At 57.8% G+C, this 17882-nt stretch carries 11 protein-coding genes; 2 read left to right on the top strand and 9 right to left on the bottom strand.

Annotated features, from left to right (window positions below; translation table 11 throughout):
* Nucleotides 1-50 precede the first annotated feature (50 nt).
* The 9 genes from HY010_01495 to HY010_01455 form a co-directional block, all read right to left on the bottom strand.
* Entirely contained in the window at nucleotides 51-905 is an 855-nt protein-coding gene (locus tag HY010_01495; GenBank protein MBI3474377.1) for a PAS domain-containing protein, read from the bottom strand.
* Nucleotides 902-1822, bottom strand: a complete 921-nt coding sequence (locus HY010_01490; protein ID MBI3474376.1) for a prepilin peptidase — start codon at nucleotides 1820-1822, stop codon at nucleotides 902-904. Before HY010_01490 ends, HY010_01495 begins: the two co-directional genes overlap by 4 nt.
* Before the next feature lie 190 nt (nucleotides 1823-2012).
* On the bottom strand, nucleotides 2013-3440 hold the full coding sequence (locus HY010_01485; GenBank protein MBI3474375.1) for a PAS domain S-box protein: 1428 nt from the start codon (nucleotides 3438-3440) through the stop codon (nucleotides 2013-2015).
* A 214-nt stretch (nucleotides 3441-3654) separates the two neighbouring features.
* Nucleotides 3655-4095, bottom strand: a complete 441-nt coding sequence (locus tag HY010_01480; protein ID MBI3474374.1) for a c-type cytochrome — start codon at nucleotides 4093-4095, stop codon at nucleotides 3655-3657.
* Between the two features lie 287 nt (nucleotides 4096-4382).
* Nucleotides 4383-5507 carry a BON domain-containing protein gene (locus tag HY010_01475; GenBank protein ID MBI3474373.1) on the bottom strand — a complete coding sequence of 375 codons (1125 nt, stop codon included), beginning with the start codon at nucleotides 5505-5507 and terminating at the stop codon, nucleotides 4383-4385.
* A gap of 154 nt (nucleotides 5508-5661) precedes the next feature.
* Nucleotides 5662-6207 (bottom strand): PilZ domain-containing protein, encoded by a 546-nt coding sequence (locus HY010_01470; protein MBI3474372.1) that lies wholly within the window; start codon nucleotides 6205-6207, stop codon nucleotides 5662-5664.
* 118 nt (nucleotides 6208-6325) lie between these two features.
* Complete coding sequence (locus HY010_01465) at nucleotides 6326-7210, bottom strand: SCO family protein (protein MBI3474371.1); 885 nt, start codon at nucleotides 7208-7210, stop codon at nucleotides 6326-6328.
* Between the two features lie 11 nt (nucleotides 7211-7221).
* Nucleotides 7222-9885, bottom strand: coding sequence for a VCBS repeat-containing protein (locus HY010_01460; GenBank protein MBI3474370.1), 2664 nt, complete (start codon nucleotides 9883-9885; stop codon nucleotides 7222-7224).
* A gap of 59 nt (nucleotides 9886-9944) precedes the next feature.
* On the bottom strand, nucleotides 9945-11663 hold the full coding sequence (locus HY010_01455) for a CRTAC1 family protein (protein MBI3474369.1): 1719 nt from the start codon (nucleotides 11661-11663) through the stop codon (nucleotides 9945-9947).
* Between the two features lie 125 nt (nucleotides 11664-11788).
* On the opposite strand from HY010_01455, the gene HY010_01450 reads away from it, so the two are divergent.
* Nucleotides 11789-13912 carry a tetratricopeptide repeat protein gene (locus HY010_01450; protein MBI3474368.1) on the top strand — a complete coding sequence of 708 codons (2124 nt, stop codon included), beginning with the start codon at nucleotides 11789-11791 and terminating at the stop codon, nucleotides 13910-13912.
* 284 nt (nucleotides 13913-14196) lie between these two features.
* On the top strand, nucleotides 14197-17838 hold the full coding sequence (locus HY010_01445; GenBank protein MBI3474367.1) for a carboxypeptidase regulatory-like domain-containing protein: 3642 nt from the start codon (nucleotides 14197-14199) through the stop codon (nucleotides 17836-17838).
* Nucleotides 17839-17882 lie beyond the last annotated feature (44 nt).

Raw genomic sequence — 17882 nt, 5'->3', positions numbered from 1 at the left:
AGGTTGCGATCCAGTCGCGTGCCTGCTGTGGTGGTCTGTACTGCTCAATCTCAAGAACTCGTGCTTGCCGCCTTGGCACTGCCGGACAGGAAACTGCCGATCGTCCGGTCAAGTTGGGCGGCTTCGCTGGCGATGTCGTCGGCGATTTGGCGCGCCATTTCGTTGTCGCGGGTGTGCGCCAGTTGTTGCGCGTAGCCTGCGATGGTAGTCAGAGAGCCTCTTAGTTCCAGCGCCATTTCGGCGGAAACTTCCTGGCGCATTTCCTGATCCTGCCGGATGCGCGCGATCTCGGTACGGTCCGTCAGGACGAACGTTGTTCCCATCAAACTGGCGTCTTCTCCGAGCACGGGAGACACGGTCAGATCGAGTACGCGCTTCGCGCCGTCGGGACTGATGTAATTCAGGACGAGTCCACGCACGACGGATTCGCCCGTAACGGCGGGAGCGAGCGCCTCGTCGATGGTGTTGAACTGGCTGTCCTGCAAAGTTGCGTTGCGGAACAGTTCATTGGCGCGCAAGCCCACGGGAGAGGCGAATCCCAGGATCTGGCGGGACATGGCATTTGCATGGCGGACTAATCCGCTGGCATTGAAAAACATCACGCCGCAGGAGAGATTCGCCAGCACGGTGGCGCTCAGCGTGTCGGACGCTTTCGCTTTTCTCCGGTCAGCCTGCTGGAGCGCGGTGAGTTCGTGTTTCTGCTGTTTCAGTTGCTGAATGACCGCGTGATAGCTGTGAATCGGCAATCCGTCAGCGGACATGGGCGACTGCGAAAATGAAGCGGTCTCCGTGACCATGCTCTTGCGGAGGTGACGGATCGCAATTGCGCCGAGTACGAACGCGACAATAGCGACCATCAGGAGCATCCCCAAACGCATGACCACCGGATTGAGCAGGAGATTCACAGCAACCCCCAATACCAATGCAGCAGATCGTTGCCGAAGAAAAAGGCAAGGAACGCCATGCTTCCAAGGAAGACTCCAAACGGCATTTCGTAATGACGCAGCGCGAGTCGGGCGGAAATCCATGCGCGGCGTCGAGCGTCCGGCGAGGAGCTTCCGCGTGAGGCGTTTCTGCGCGTGCGCTTGATCCAGACGGCGAGGATGGTACTGATTCCGAAGAGCGATCCCGCCAGTGATGCCGCGAAAATGGTCAGCACGGTGAGCTTGGTGCCGAGGAATGCGCCGATCATCGCCATTAACTTGACGTCGCCGAAGCCCATTCCTTCTACACCGCGAGCGCGTAGATAAATCGCGGCCGCGCCGTACAGGAAGGAAGCTCCAACGATGGCTCCCAGCGCGGAGTCTGCCAGCGACCACAAGCGCCAGGAAAAATCTCCGCTGACGGGCAGAGAGAACAGGCCAGGCATGATGCGCGTGGCGAGATCGTCGACCGGCACGAGCAAGCTGAACACGATGCCAAGCGCGAACCCGGGCAAGGTAAGCGCGTCAGGAAGAAGTTTCGTTTCCGCGTCCGTGAAGATGAGGCCGAGCAGAAGATAGCCGAGGACGATGCACTTCAACATCGCCAGCGTGAGTCCGAAGTGAGCGTAGCAACCGAGGAACAGCAAACCCGTGATCAACTCAACCACGAGATAGCGCGGCGAGATGGGTTCCTTGCAGTTGCGGCATTTTCCACGCAGGATCAGCCAACTCAGCACGGGCAAGTTGTCGTAGAGCGGGATGAATTTTTCACAGTGTGGACACGCAGATCTCGGCGCGACCACCGACTTGCCCAGAGGCAGGCGGTAGATGCACACGTTCAGGAAACTGCCGAAGGCCAGTCCCAGAGCGAAGATCGTGATGGAAAGCAGGGGGTCCACGTTAGCTAAGTGCCCAGTTTGTCTGTGTTTGGCGATTATATGCCGGGTCGGTACCCGGCTTCTAAGGTACTAAGGTCAGTGTCCTCTTGGCCCGGTGCAAGTGTTTGCTAACAAAGCGGATGCGGGGCGGCCTCGCGGGCGGCCGGGCAAGGTCCAGAGCTTTTAGCCGCTGAGGTCGCGGGGAGAGACTCTACGCTACGCGACTGGCCACGTAGGAGTTGGGGAGGAAGATCGAGAATACGGTTCCGCGATGGGGGCCTGTGATTCGGCTGCGGACTCGGATCGATCCTCCGTGCCGTTCGACGATACCGCGGGAAACCCAGAGTCCGAGGCCGGTGCCGGCGTCCTGTTTGGTGCTGTAGAAGGGTTCGAAGATGCGGCGCAGGGCGTCGGCGGGAATCCCGCTACCGTTGTCGAACAAAGTGATACGGACGCCTTCGTTTCCGCCGGACCACTGGTGGGCGACGCGGACATCGATGGTCCCGTCGTGGTTCACGGCGTCCGCGGCGTTCATCAAGAGGTTGGTCAGCAACTGGCGGACCTCACCGGAGTAGCCCCTGATTTGTGCGTTGCCGCGATAGCGCCGAGTTACACCGATCTGCTTGGCCTGGAGCTTGTGGGCATAGAAATCGAGCACTTCATCCATGATGCGGGCGGCATCCATCGGACCCGGCGAAGAAGTATCGCGAACAAATCCCAGAGTGGATTGCGCGAGGCGCGCGACTCGCACGACTTCCTGTTCTGCCATTTCGAGATATTGTCCGGCGCGGTGAGGATCGTTGCGGGCGAGGTAAAGCAGGTTGAGCACGGCCTCGAGTGGATTGTTGATCTCATGCGCAATCGAGGCGGCCAGGCGTCCGGCGGTGGCGAGCTTGTCGCTGCGGCGGACGGCTTCTTCGGAACGTTGCTGCTCGGAGATGTCGCGCGCGATTGCGGAGGCGCCGACAATGTTTCCTTCACGGCTCCGTAGAGGCGAGACGGTAAACAGCACAGGAACGAGAGTTCCATCCTTGTGCATACGTTCGGTCTTGTAGGGTTCTACCGATGCGCCGCGAAGGAGCATTTGCTGATTGCGCTCCGCCTCGTCACGGCGGTCGAGGGGCACAAGCATCAGGACCGGAGCACCGACCGCTTCGACCGCGGTGTAGCCATAAAGCTGTTCGGCGCCGCGATTCCAGGTGGCGATGATTCCCGCCGGAGTGATGCTGAAGATGGCGTCGTCAGAACATTCGACGATGGCGGCCATCTCGTGCATGCTGCGTTCTGCTCTCAGTTCCGCCAGGGTCCGCTGGCGCGCGAGACTTCCCACCAAGATGGCGAGCGCGAGAAATACGGCGAGCCGTTCGGCATCGTCACGGGTGTTGATGGCGAAGCTGTAGCGTGGCAGAAACACAATGAAGTCCAGGCAGGCCGTGGAGACGGCGCAGCAGAACAGTGCGGGCCCGAGTCCGAAGAAGCGGGCTGTGACAACGACAGCGGCGAGAAAAAGAGCAAACGGATGGCGATGCAGGACAGGCGAGAATGTCCACAAACTGAGAGCGACCCAGGCGGCCAGAACGGCGCTGCTGTATTGGACCAGAGTCCAATGGCGCTTCAGGAATGTCCATTGCCTGAACATGGGTTCTTATGTGCGGCATCCTGGAAGATGCCGGTGAAGTATCGATCGTTAACGGTGAGTTGAGCGAAGAGCGTGGTTCCAGGAAATTTGTCTAGCGAAATTCCATCGCTCTTTAAGAGAACTCTAGCAGCAGGCGAGGTGCGGCGGCAACCGATGCGAGGAATCAAGCGGATGGGAATACGCCGGGGGAGCGTATTGCCATCCGCCGTAGCTTCTACTTCTTCTGCAGCGACTCGATGTACGAGTTCAAATTGGAGACGCGCTGCTGTACCTGGGCTTCGTGGCCACCGCTCAGGCTCCAGAAAAGTTTTCCCCAGATCGGCATGTCTTTGCTGCCGTGGGCGGGAAGAGGCTCTTCGCCGCGAATGGTGGTGACGACCTTCATCGACGGATACTTGCCGCCATTTTTCTGAGCGAGAAGGGTGAGGTCGGTCGGTGGAACTTTGAGCGCCGATGCCGCAGGACCCTCTCCACGGCCGTCTTTTCCGTGACAGACCGCGCAGTACGTTTGATACATCTCGATGCCCGAAGCGGGCGAAGTGGACTTGATGGGAATATGTTTAATTTCTTTTTCGGGCGTGTCCTGTGCGGACACTGCGACACCGAACGCGACGAGCGCTATGACTACCATCCAATAAATTCTACGAGTGCGCATGATTTCCTCCTGAGGATTGCACGACTCCCTGACTGCTGCTGACACTTAGAAGTCTAGGTCGCGGGCGCAGCGATCGGCGGTGAGCGTCATCACAGTCGGCTGTGAGAATGCGCGGAGAATTTGTGATCTGCAATTCCGCAGCCCACATCACTAGAACAACTTACGAGGCTTGCTCCCGCGATGCTCGGAAGTCCTGTGCGTCCTCGCTGGAACCCAAACCAAGGTCACAAAAAAAAGGGCGCTCGTTGAGGAGCGCCCTTCGAATACGCGGTCCGGCCACGCAGTGATTACTGCGGGCCGAGGTTCTCGGGACTTGAAGGCGGTGCTGGTGTTTGTGCCGGGGCCGGCGCAGGTGCTGGAGCCTCGAGCTTGTGGCGCCCGGAATTCGGGCCATCGCTCGTCGGAGTGACCGTGAGCGAAGACTGCAAGCTGAAGTTCAGGACCGTTTCCGACGGCAACCTGATTTGCTGGCCTTTGGTTGCAGCCTGAACGCCGCCACCAATGCCGCCGCCCGCCGCAGCGCCGATGGCTGCTCCCTTGCCGCCGCCGGCGATACCGCCGATGATGGCGCCGATTGCCGCTCCTGTCCCAACTTTCGCGGCGGTGTTCTTGCCGCGCGAGCTGCCTTCACGATGATACTGGTCGGTCTGAATCGTGTAGGACTTCCCACCCACGGAAATTCGATCGAGTTGCAGAACGAGTTCTGATCGTCCGGCAAACTTCCCGGCGCTTTTCACGTCGACTACATGACCCTGCACGTCATAGCCGGCGGGGAGTACGACATCTCCATCGACGGAAAGAGGAGAGTCGAGAGTCGCCTTGAACCCCTGGCCGGGCTGCGCGGTTTCGGAGTCGAGTTCATCCACCAGTCGGATGGCCAAATTCGTTCCCGAAGGGACCGTAACCCGTCTTACCGGCGGAGGTGGAGGCGGGGTTGCGGACACTACGGGCGCAGGCGCAGGACGCGAATCCTGCACTGGTGCTGGAACGGGCGCCGCGGATGCAATCGGCTCTGATCTTGGAGCGGGTCGCTCGCGCGGCATACTTGGCCGGGGCTTGCTGGCGCGCTGTACGGGTGCAGGAGTTGGAGCAGGTTCATCTTGCGGCGCGGCGGCAGCCGGTGCGGCCACTTGCAGATTGTTCACGACTTCCTTCACGCCCGAAACCGAGGCCGCGTAGCGGGAAGCCGCCGTGCGCTGCGCATCGTTGTCGACTGTGCCCGAGAGTGTGACCACTCCGGCGGCAGTCTGCACGGTCAGTTGCTTGCCCTGCAATCCGGAATCTGCGTTGATCTTGTTCTGTACTTCTGAAGAGACGTCGCCATCGGCGGCGGCCTTGCTGCAAGCCGCCCCCATTGCGAGAATTGCTACGAGAAGTACGAGCCAAGCGTAAAAACCTATCCGAGGTTTCATAAAAAACTCCTAAGCACGTAAGGAAGACTTGTTCTCCAGTTTAGATGCCGCGCGGACCGCGACCGCAGAAAAATTTATGGAATGGGAGTGATCAACCGGGAGCGCCGGAAATAGTTTGGGCGCAACGGTTTAGGCGCTGCCGGTAGTGAGGAGATCAGACTTGCGGCGATGAGTCCTGGCGTAAAAACTTGTAATCCAGGATGGAGGCTGCGAGCACGGATCCGTCGTGGGTGGCGCGTGCTTCCTTGGCGCGGATCAGACGTCCTTGACAGAGAACGGTACTGTTCTTCTGTCCCGAAATTTCTTCCGGCATTTCAAAAACCATTTCGATCAGTGCATTCGCGGGCAGTTGCTGCGGCCCATGGAACAACACGCCGGACTGGCTGATGTTCTGGATCACGCCTTCAAACCAGGTGCTGAGATTCTTCACCCGGAAGCGAATGGGTGTGTCGAGCTTCAGGCGCCGTGCGCGTGGAACCCACGTCGGTTGTTTCGCACTGGAACGCCGCTTGACAGCAGCTGTATCCGCCACTGGAGTCTCGACCCGGTTTCCGCGGCGCATGGTTTTCCAGTCGTATTGATAAGCGGCAGCGCATTGGAGACAGACCTGGTAATACTCTCCATTGGCGGCGCGACGGGGCCAGGCGAATTCGTGCGAACAGCGACCAAGCATGAGAACGTCCATGATTTTCTGCGGCATGATGACCACGTGCGCCCGGAACTAAAAGGGCTGAATCCATCTTCTGACGAGACGGCGTTGGTGGATAGGTTACTTTCGTGTATGGCCCGGCTGAGGCTGAAAGCCGCGAGCTGAAAAGCTATTTCCGGTCGAGGACCGTTCCTACCAGATCGGCAAACTGCTGGGCGGTGAAATCATTGCCTTCAAGGTTGGCGACCATTTTGCCGTCGCGGTCGATGACGGCGGTGTGGAGGTTATGGACGAACAGGCCTTCATCGGGGACATAGTTCACGCCGAATAAATCGCAGACATGCTGCACATCGCCGGCCGGGCCGCTGAGGAAGTGCCACGTCTCGGGATCGGCTTTCCAGGTCTTTGCGTAGTCGTTCAGGACTCCGGGCTGATCGTGGATCGGATCGAAGGTTATGGTAAGCAGCACGAGATCTTTTCCCAGCCGCTTTTGGTACTTCTTCTGCAGGACTCCGAAATTGTTGGTGGAACGAAAACAATATTCCGGCAGGGCGCATCGGGTGTAGACGAAATTGAGCGCGATAACTTTTCCGGCGAGTTCACGAAAGTGAAACGGTCGCCCGACTTGGTCAGTGAGCGCGAAATCGGGGACGGCTTGTCCGATGCCGAGGCGATGAACGGGACCGCGTAGAGCTTCTTCTAGGTTTTTCAGGCGGCGAGCCTTGGCAGGTTCTCGCTCGGCGCTGTCGTAGAGACGAACGCGGATGTCTTCGACGTGAGACGCGCCCTTGACGATCACCAATGTGAAATCGATCAGTGATCCTTCTTTCAGTGGATCAAGTGACTTCGCGTCGGGGACAGAGAAGGGCATCACCATCGCGTCCATGAAATTCGGAATAGCGTTACAGGAGACGACGATCGTGTGACGGGCACGATCGACGCTCAAAACCAAGCCGCTGGTGGGATGTCGCTGCTCCGCGCGTGCGAGCGAATGCAGGGTTACAAGGGTTGCGACCAGAATCCATCGCTCGAGATTGAAGTGCCGGGTGCTCATTGATCGGAGTCTCAGTGTTTCGTCGTACCTGTTTGGATGCTGCTCGCCGCAGCGGTTTGTTTGTTCCCCCTGGCATCTGGCTTTCCTCCGAGGTAAACGCGCCGCCGCTCCAGTTTGGTGTAGTCCTTGGCAAATTCTGTGATCTCGATGAACTGATTCTTGTCCACGTTTGAGAAGTTCTGCCGCGTATTCGTGGCGGGCCACCAGATCTCGATGTTCAGGATGCGCGCGTGCTTGCCGAGGCCGATGTGCTGTTGCAGGGGCGATGCGCCAAACGAGCCTCCGCTGCCCACGGTCCGGTAGATGAAGCGTTGTTCCTGGCCTTCGTCCTGCACGGTCACCTTAATTCGTGCGCCCAGCGCTGCGTGATTACTCTTAGCTCCGACCAGGTGCAGGGTAATCCAGTCATTCTTGCTGCCGGGATTCTGGAATAAGCGGATGGCGTGCCGGTCGCCGGGGACTGCGCCGCCCGTTTCGGCCACGATTTCTTCGGCTCCGTCACCGTCGAGGTCGGCGAAGGCGACGCCGTGTCCTTTGTGGATCTCGCCCGTGCCCGACGAGGTGGTGACGTCCACAAATTTCTTCCCGTTCACATTGTGAAAGAGCTTATTGGGAAGAATGTCACCGTAGGGCGGGGTGCCGGTACCGAGATAGAAATCAAGGAAGCCGTCGTTATCGATGTCACCGAAATTCGAGCCCATCGGATTGAAGACGCGATCGAGGCCAACTTCGGTGCTGACGTCACGAAATTTCCCGTTGCCCTCATTGTGATAGAGCTTCAAGCTCTCAACGTTGTGCGGCAGGCCCAACTGGCTCTTTAAATTTTCTTCCGTCGACATGTAGTAACTGTTCACGTAGAGGTCCGGCAGTCCGTCATTGTCGTAGTCGAAAAACCAGGTCGCAAAGCTCATCCACGGAGCCTGGACTCCAGCTTCCTTGCCGACTTCCGTAAACGTTCGGTCGTGATTGTTGTGGTAGAGGAAATTGTTTCCGCTGAGATTGGAGACATAGAGGTCGAGGTAGCCGTCGTTGTCGTAGTCGGCAGCCGCCACACCCTTAGAGAAGGCGGTCTTGTCCACACCTGCTGTCGCAGCGATGTTCTCGAACGTGCCGTCGCCCTTGTTGTGATAGAGGCGGCTCGGTCCCTGCTCGTTGCCGATGAAGAGATCGAGGAGTCCGTCGTTATCGATGTCGGCCCAGACGGCGGTCTGCGATGCGATCGAGTCGGACAGGCCGGCAGCCTGGGTTACATCCGTGAACGTGCCGTTGCAGTTGTTGCGCAGCAGGGAAGGACGCATCGGCATTTGCCATCCACCACGCAGCACGAAGATGTCGAGGCAGCCGTCGTTGTTGTAATCCGTTTGAATCAGATTCAGGCCGCCAAGTTGGTCGCTCAGTCCAACTTCGATGGCGCGATCGGTGAAGGTGCCGTCTCCATTGTTATGGAAGAAGTGCATGCGCTCGCACTGGTCGTAGCTGGAGGTGACGACGTCGAGGAACCCGTCGTTGTCGAAATCATCGACGATCACTCCGCCCGCCATGGAAAAAGAATTCAGTCCAGCGGCGGGTGCAACATCGATGAATCGCCCGACACTCTCATTCGGATCGAGCTTCGGCTCGAACTTCGATGGCGGGATCAAATACTTCGCAGGCACGCCGGACGGATACTTTCCCAAAGTCACATAGGCGAGATTGAGGAGCCACTTCACTTCCAGAGTGTCCGGCTTCTTTTCGAGAAAACGCGTAAAGAATTGGACCGCACGCTCCGAGTCTTCCGTCTTCTGATATCGGCTGGGCTTGCGCGGAGGGAACAGGCACCGTTCTCCAGGCTTGCGGTAAACGTCATTCTCCATTTCCGACTTGTGCAAGTAGGCGGTGCCGAGCACCTCTTCCAGTTCGGAAACCATCTTCGGAGATTTCGCGATCGCGTATTTATAGGCTTCCAGCCACTCCCGGATAGCGGAGTCCATCTCGCCCTGATAGGCGAGAAGTTGAGCCAATGAAAAACGGACCCGGCCCACTTCGTCGGGACGCGTGACGGCGTAGCTGTCAGGGTCCTTTGGGTCGAGCAATTGCCTGAGGTGGGTCACGGCGAGTGCGAGCGTTTCCTTTCGAACCTCGCAGACGCGATGCAAATCGCGGTCCCAGTCCCCCGGCTTGGGTAGGTTCTTGAAAGCGACTTCAACTTCAACGGCTCCGGAAACGTCGGGTGGATAAGTAATCTTGCCGCGGCCGGCCAGCGCCAGCAACGCGGTCGGTGTCATGCCCAGGCCAGTTCCGGTGACTGCGGCCGGCGGACTTTGACCGGGCGCAGTGGCGTCCACTGCTGCAGCGGTGCGCGGCGCTTCAACCTTTACGATGGCGAAGCCAGTGGCAACTTTGATTGGCCCTCTGATCTGTCCGGGGGTGGCGTCTTTCAATGCATCGCGGAGTTCGGTGCGCAGCGTCTGGGTATCGACGGATCCCACGGAACCGCCATCGCTGGCGCTAGGGTCGATGGAGTATTGATGAGCCAGTGCGGCGAAGTCTTCTCCGGCTTGCAGGCGCGGCAAGAGCCTTTCGGCCTCTGCCTGCGAACTCAAGATGATGATGCGAAGTTCGGGGCCGCTTGAGGCGGAGCCTTGCCCGGGTTGGATTTGCGCCGACGCGAGCCCGTTCAACAGCACGAGGAGCATCAGGAGACATCGATCCCGGACCACCCTCACTCTGTCGTGTTTTACGCGAGATCGCCGTCTCATTTCCATTTGCCTGAGCCTTCAACAATCGTGATGTAGCGGTCGACGGGCACGTCCGTAAAACGTTCGACGGGCCCGCCGGGCTGAGGCCACTGCACGTCGAGCCAGTCCAATTTGGAGCGCTTGCCTAAACCTAACAACATGCGCGGATCGTGGGAAGACAGAAAACTTCCTCCACCAATCTTCATGCGGCTGCGTGTCAGGTCGCCGGCCTTGTAGGTGAGGCGGGCACCGACTGCGTCGCGATTCGATTTCGTGCCAACGAGTTTGACGCCGAGCCAATGATTTTCTTTGCCAATATTATTTCGCAGGAGCAACGGTGGGCCATCGTTGACGGCGACGAGCACGTCGATGCCGCCGTCATTATTGAAATCCCCTACCGCCATGCCGCGCGCGGAGAACGATTTGCCGAAGACCGGTCCGGCAACGTCACTGACATTCTTGTATTTGCCACCAGCATTCTGAAACAGCAGTAGGGGTTCCTGATATTTCACCTTGCTGGAAAACTCTTCGACCAGGTCGTCAGGGAATCCATTGGCGAGAAACAAATCGAGGTCGCCATCGTTGTCATAGTCGATGAATTTTATTCCCCAACCGCTCATCCAGCGCGTGGCCATGCCGACTCCGAGGTGCATGGCTTGATCGTCGAAACCGTCTTCGCGGTTGTTGCGGTACAGAGAAAAGATTTCCTCGTCGATATTGGAGACGAACAGATCCATCCAACCGTCGTTATCGAAATCAGCGGAATCGACGCCCATGCCGGAGCGGGCACGTCCATCGGCACTATAGGCGACGTCGGCGCGCAAGCCAGCTTCTTCAAAACGGCCATTGCCGCGATTCATAAAGAGGAAATTCCCAATGGTGTCGTTGGCTACGAACAAGTCCATGCGGCCGTCGTTATTGACGTCGGTAGCGACTGCTCCCCAGGCCTTGCCGAGGGACGCAGCGATGCCGGATTCCTTGCTGACGTTGGTGAACGTCCCATCCCCATTGTTGTGAAAAAGCCAACTGGGGCGGGAAGGGAAGACACGCGGGATACAGTAATGGCGTTTGCCGTCGGCGCTGACGCCGCATCCGTTCGCTTTATCGAATCCTGCAAACTGGCCAACGAACAGATCGAGACGTCCATCGTTATCGTAGTCAAACCACACCGCGTGCGACGCCCATCCTTGGACGCGGAGGCCGGCTTTCTCCGTGATGTCAGTAAAGGTGCCATTTCCGTTATTGCGATAGAGAATGCTGCGCCCGTATTGCGTCACGAAAAGATCCGGAAAGCCGTCGTTGTCATAGTCGCCGACAGCGACGCCCATGCCGAAACCGCCCCCGGCCACTCCGGCTTTCTCAGTGACATCCGTGAATGTGCCGTCCCGGTTGTTGTGATAGAGAGCATTGCGTAGCGGTTGGGAAGGTGTGTAGAAATCGGATTTCCCGCTATTTACCAGATAGATATCAAGCCAGCCGTCGTTGTCGTAGTCGAGAAAGGCGCAGCCGGGGCCGGTCGCTTCCGGCAAATGTTTTTCGGGGGAACGGGCGGCAGAATGGGTCCAGTGAATCCCACTGGCGGACGGTGGAATTTCTTCGAACATGGGCGGCGCGGGCTGGGCTTGTCCCATTGCGGCGCGCGATAAAGCGTAGTATCCGACTCCCCCGGCAAGTCCGTGTAGAAACCTGCGCCGAGAGACCAGAGACGGTTTAGGCAGTCGGGTGCGCACGCGCATGGAGTCCTTTTTTACCACATTCGAATCGCTGGACCGGTTGGATACTCGGCAACAGGCGCAGCATTTTCGCGCCCGAACCCACGTGCTACCATCGCACTTCTCGCAGCGTGCGGGACTTCATTCCCATGCCAATGCCAAAAGTTGGCAGTTCTTCGCTTTTCCGGCTTGCGTTACGGTGCGCGGCAACCATCCCGCTGTTCATTTGCGTTTCGTGGAGCGTTGCGCAGACGCATTCGAATGCGGCGGGCTTTGAAAGTCTTGTGGTGAAAGCGGATGCGGCTCGCGACGCGGGCCAGATCGACGAGGCAATCCACGACTATCGAGCCGCGTTGGATATTCGCCCGAGTTGGGACGAAGGCTGGTGGTATCTCGGGACAATCCTGTATGACGCCGATCGGTTTGATGAAGCCGTACCAGCGTTGCGCAAGGTGGTGGCGTTGCAGCCGAAGGCTGGTCCCGCATGGGCGTTTCTGGGTCTCAGCGAATTTGAGACTGGCGACTATCGCGGCTCATTTTCCGCCCTGCAGAAGGCGCGGGAACTTGGGTTTGTAGAGAGTCCGGACGTTGAGAAGGTGGCGCTCTATCATTTTGGATTGCTGCTCAACCTGCAGGGAAAGTTCGAACAGGCGACTGAAGTGCTGGTGAGCGCGTTCGGTCCGAATCACTTCACCGATCAAATCAGGGTCTCGCTCGGACTCGCATTCCTGCGCGTTCCGATCCTGCCGTCGCAGGCGGATCCGGCGAAAGATGCGCTGGTTCACGCGGCGGGCGAAGCAGCAGTTCTACTGGCCGATCATCAGACCGAGGCAGGAGCGCGAAGCATGGAGCAGATGCTGCGCGATTATCCGGACACACCTTATCTGCACTATCAATATGGATTGATGTTGGCTGCTTCCGCGCAGTATCCGCAGGCTGAAACGCATCTTCGGGAAGAGACTCGGATCACACCGCGATCGGCTCTGGTCTACGACGCTTTGGCCAACGTGTTGCGCGCGCAGAAGAAACAAGAAGAGGCGGCGACAGCGTCGCAACGAGCGCACGAACTCGCGAAGCAAGCCGTTGAAGCGGATGGCGCGCAGGTGGCACGGTATGCACTCAGTCGAAGCGCCATCAAGGAAAATTCGAAGAGCACGGCGCCAGCTGCCAGTGGAAGCTTTGAGGAGTTGGCACGACTGGCTGACTCGGAACGCCGTGCAGGGCGACTGGAGCAGGCGGCAACCGCGTATCGTAGTGCGCTCGCGCTTCGGCCCACTTGGCCGGAGGGATGGCGCCAAGTGGGCACGATCGAATACATGCAGGCGCAACATGCGGAGGCGGTGTCGGCGTTGCAGCAGGCAGTCGCTCTCGACGCGAGGCTACCGGATGCATGGACTCTGCTGGGACTGAGCGAGTTTGAAACCAGGGACTACAAGAATTCACTCGTGCACCTGGAACGAGCACGCACATTCGGATTCACCGGAAACGCGGCAGCGGTAAGGATCGCACGCTACCATCTTGCGCTCCTGCTGAATCGCACCGGAGAGTTCGATCGCGCGCTTGACTTGCTGGTTCCCGAGATCGCGCCAGGTGGGTTGCAAGACGAGATTCAATTCGCAATGGGAATCGCTTTGCTCAGGATTCCCGCACTTCCCGAACAGGTCAAGCCCGAGCAGAAGGAACTTGTCCGCAAGGCCGGGGAAGCGGCGTCATTTCTTTCGGACAGTCATTATGAGAAAGCATTTCCAATTATCGAAACACTTCTGAAGGAATATCCAACGACACTTTTCCTGCACTACGCCTACGGAGACGCGTTGGCGGCGACTTCGATGTACGACGAAGCGCAAGTGCAATTGCGGGAAGAAACGCGGCTGAATCCGGACAACGCTCTGTCATATATCCGGCTGGCGTCAATCGAGTTGCAGCAGCATCATTCAGCGAACGCATTGGCAGATGCAAAGAAGGCCGTTGCACTGGCTCCGGAGTCTTCGGAGGCGCGGTATCTGCTGGGAAGAAGTTTTCTGGACGAGCGAGACATTCCAGCGGCGATCCGCGAGTTGGAGACGGCGCGCCGTTATTCGCCGAATAGTCCGAGGGTCCATTTCAACCTGGCGCGAGCTTATGCCAAGGCCGGACGAGCCTCGGAAGCGCAAGAATCCCGAGCGGAATTTGAACGTCTGAACGCCCTCTTACCTGGTCAACTGAAGTCCTACGGTGACCGAGTTGCGCGCAGCGTCACCGACGAAAAAGCAGGGTCGGAAGCCCAAAAGTGACACCGGCGCCGAAACTTTTTTTGATTTTTTTTCGCTATGAAAAAAACGGCGGACCCCTCCTAATTTACGGATATCGCAGGATTTGGCCGAAAATTGCATCCCGAAATTGGTATAATACTTTCGTATTAGTACCCCCTTATTGGAAACGTTTACGGAGATGTACATAATCGATTTTTCTTCTTGACAAAAAAAATGGAATAGCCCTTAATGACGCTGGCGTGTGTGGAACCAAAAATCTGTTCAGAAGTTAAGAAAATCGATTTTTAGGTGCGGAGGCTTGAGCGATGCGGAGCTCCATTAGGCTGCTGTTGGTGGTGTTATGTTGCGTAGTCCTTTCCCTGCCGTTGTTCGCGCAGAAAACAACTGGAAGCATTGTTGGTGCGGTTACGGATCAGGCCGGAGCGGTTGTTTCCGGAGCTGACGTGACGGCGACGAATCCGAGCACCGGAACGTCGCGCAGCGCCAAGACGAGCGCGACCGGCGATTACTCGATCACGGAATTGCCCGCCGGCAGCTACGACATCACGATCAAGCAGGCGAACTTCAAAGAGTACGTCAGCAAAGGCGTGCAGCTGTTCGTCTCCAGCACGACGACCGTGAATGCGATGCTGACCGTTGGCAGCGCCTCGGAACAAATGACGGTCGAAGCCAACGCCGTGCAGGTTGAGACCGCGACCGGCGCCGTCGGCAACGTCGTCGAAGGCAATCAGGTTCGCGAACTGCCGTTGAACGGCCGCAGCTTCGCGCAGTTGACGCAGTTGATGCCCGGCGTCTCGCCCGCATCGAACTTCGATTCCAAGCACAAGGGTCTCGAAGCTGGCGTTGACTTTTCCGTGAACGGAAACAATACAACCGGCAACATCTTCCTGGTTGACGGCGTCAACAACAACGACATCGGATCGAACCGCACGATCCTTGTATACCCCTCGATCGACGCCATTCAGGAATTCAAGATTCTCCGCAACAGCTATGGTCCGGAATTCGGACAGGCGATGGGCGCGGTGATCAATATCGTGACCCAGGGTGGAACGAATCAATTCCACGGCAAAGCATTTTACTTTGGCCGCAATGACGCACTGAACGCCGCCGACTATTTCAATAACCTGAATGGTATCGGCAAAGACAAACTGCGCCGCAACGATTTCGGCTACACGTTCGGCGGACCGATCGTGAAGGACAAGTTGTTCTTCTTCTGGTCGCAGGAATGGAACCGTGAACTTCGCGGAGCCGCCCGCAGCGCGGGCGTTCCGACGGTTGCAGAAAAGAATGGCGACTTCTCCAACCTTCGCGTTGTCAATGGAGAGGCTTGCGAGAATACACCGACAGTGAACGGTTCCCCGGCCACTTCGATACCACTCGATCCCGATACCGGCCTGCCTCAAGTGTCGCCCACCGGACAACTGCTGGTGAACCTGTTCCCCGATCCGAACATCGCGAATCCTTCCGATTGCCACCACAACTGGTCGGTATCGTTGGCTTCTCCGATTTACTGGCGCGAAGAAAATATCCGGGCAGACTACAAGTTGGGCAAGACCTGGAGCATCATGGGTCGCTACACGCAGGACCACTGGAACCAGCCCTCCCCCAGCACCTTGGGATATTGGGGCGATGATAACTATCCGTCGGTCGATCCGAACTGGATCCAACCCGGTTACCAGGCGACCGTGAAGGTCACCAAGCTTCTGGGTAACACGGCGGTGAACGACTTCCAGTTGTCTTATGCAGCCAACCGGATCACTGTGAGCGTTGGCGGAGACAACCCCGGCATCGTGCAACAGATCAACCAGTCCTATAACACCTATTTCCCGATTGAAGGCAAGTTCCTGGGAGCCAACATGGGCTATCCGGTCTTCTGGGGTGGCCTAGGAAATGGCGCTGGCGACCAGAACCTCTGGAACATGGGTCCGTGGCACAACAACGAAGAACTTTACATCCTGAAAGACGACTTCTCGAAAGTGCACGGAGCCCACACCTTTAAGGTTGGTTTCCTGGCCAGCAACAACAAAAAGAATGAATTGTCTGGCGGGTCGTCGGGAGAAGCGGCGAACTACTGGGGAGTAGACGCAAACAACACGCAGAACGGTACCTTTAATGCACTGTGGGATCAGACCACGTGGGGCTTCGGCGAAAGCCAGACAAACCCGTTTGTGCAGACTCGCTGGCACGATTTCGAGTGGTACTTCGGGGACACCTGGAAGGTACGCCGGAACGTCACGCTGGAGTATGGAGTCCGTTACTCTCGGTTGCGGAACCCGTACAGCGCTGTCGACAAGATTTCCAGCTGGCAGCGCAGCCTCTACAACCCCGACTTGGGCGGAATTCCCTGTAACGGTCTGTTGGTAGTGCCGGGAACGGACCCCTGTTCGCAGTTGCCGGAAGGCGTGAATCCAGCCGGATCAACGCCCGGACAGAATCGTTCGCTCAAGGACAACAACAATCATATGTTCGCGCCCCGCATCGGTATTGCCTGGGACCCGAAAGGGGACGGCAAGATGGTATTCCGCGGCGGCATCGGGCAGTTCTACCAACGCGAGCGCTTGTCGAACTATCTGTACATCGCAACGAACTCACCGTTCTCTCTCGCTGCCGGCGGAAGTCGTCACTTGAGCGGATCGGTGGCGCCGGGATCTTTGACGGCCTCCGCGTCTCCGAGCTGGGGACTTGATCCAAGAAACGTGATGCCGAACACCTGGCAATGGAATTTCACGTTCGAAAAGCAGTTGTATCGGGACAGCAAACTCGAAGTGGCCTATGTCGGGAACCGCGGAAACAATGTGCTGTCGTACGCAGATGCGAACGCAGTGCTGCCCGATAATCGTCTGCACTTTGCGCTGAACAACAGCAACTCGGATCGCTTCGCAGGTTCGTTCGGTTCGATCAACTACGCCCAATGGACAGCGCGCTCGAACTATAACGCTCTGCAAGCGTTGTATCGCACACGCCTGAAGTCGGTGGATGCGCAATTTGCCTATACCTGGTCCAAGTCGCTGGCCAACACGGACATCACCAACAGCGGCAACACCAGCAGTACGACCACGATTACGGATATTTCAAATCAGAATTTGGACTACGGCCCGACGCCGATCAACCGTCCGCACGTCTTTGTCTCGAACATCGTTTACAACTTCCCGTCGTTCAAGGGTCATAACGGAGTGTTCCGGGCAATTGCTGGCGACTGGGAAGCGGGCGGCATTCTGCAGTACGCCAGCGGTCCGAGTCAGAGCATTTTCGGATTGGGTGGCGGCGCAGGAAACGGGATCCACAACTTTAACTCTGACACTAACCTAGGTGACACGGGACTTGGCGCTAACTCCATCGCATCGGCACCGGGTGGCCTTCAGGGAACCGGGTACGGTACGAACCAGAAGCCGAATCGTGTGCTCCAGGACTGCAGGTTGCATGGTGGCCCCGCACATGACTGGTATAACCCGAATGCCTTCACGTTGGACAACTACCAAATTGGTGGCTTCGGAAATTCTGGTGTTGGATCCTGCTCTGGACCTGGCATCGCCAACACTGACTTCTCCTTGTACAAGAACTTCAAGTTGGGCGAACGAGTCAACGTCCAGTTCCGCATGGAGTTCTACAACCTGTTCAACAAGACACAATTCCGGGCTGATCAGAATAACTTCCAGCTCGCGAATGGCGCGACCGCTTGCAACGCCGACAACAACATCGTGCGTTTCGAGAATGTGAAGGACTCCGAGGGTGTCGTACACCTTAACCAGCCGTACACGACAGCGTGCTTCGGGCACGACGTCAATACGGCGGCGTATACCTTCAGCGGCTTTGCCGATCCGCAAAATGCCAACCGCGATCCCGGGGTTCCCAACACGATTCCGGGCAATGGCCAAGGCAACTTTGGTCAGATCACAAGAGACCGCGGTCCGCGTGAAATTCAGTACGCTTTGAAGATCATTTTCTGATCTTCAGCCTTCCTCCACGGGTGGGACTTGACTCCGGTCAGGTC

Source organism: Acidobacteriota bacterium (genome assembly GCA_016196065.1).
GTDB lineage: Bacteria > Acidobacteriota > Terriglobia > Terriglobales > Acidobacteriaceae > Acidiflorens.
Note: the sequence above shows the minus strand (reverse complement) of the source record. Positions and strands in the feature narration are given on the sequence as shown.

Bases quoted from the DNA above. Each gene is read 5' to 3' on its own strand.
- HY010_01480 (MBI3474374.1), bottom strand. From the start codon at position 4,095: ATGCGCACTCGTAGAATTTATTGGATGGTAGTCATAGCGCTCGTCGCG.
- HY010_01470 (MBI3474372.1), bottom strand. From the start codon at position 6,207: ATGCCGCAGAAAATCATGGACGTTCTCATGCTTGGTCGCTGTTCGCAC.
- HY010_01475 (MBI3474373.1), bottom strand. From the start codon at position 5,507: ATGAAACCTCGGATAGGTTTTTACGCTTGGCTCGTACTTCTCGTAGCA.
- HY010_01465 (MBI3474371.1), bottom strand. From the start codon at position 7,210: ATGAGCACCCGGCACTTCAATCTCGAGCGATGGATTCTGGTCGCAACC.
- HY010_01455 (MBI3474369.1), bottom strand. From the start codon at position 11,663: ATGCGCGTGCGCACCCGACTGCCTAAACCGTCTCTGGTCTCTCGGCGC.
- HY010_01450 (MBI3474368.1), top strand. From the start codon at position 11,789: ATGCCAATGCCAAAAGTTGGCAGTTCTTCGCTTTTCCGGCTTGCGTTA.
- HY010_01485 (MBI3474375.1), bottom strand. From the start codon at position 3,440: ATGTTCAGGCAATGGACATTCCTGAAGCGCCATTGGACTCTGGTCCAA.
- HY010_01460 (MBI3474370.1), bottom strand. From the start codon at position 9,885: ATGCTCCTCGTGCTGTTGAACGGGCTCGCGTCGGCGCAAATCCAACCC.
- HY010_01445 (MBI3474367.1), top strand. From the start codon at position 14,197: ATGCGGAGCTCCATTAGGCTGCTGTTGGTGGTGTTATGTTGCGTAGTC.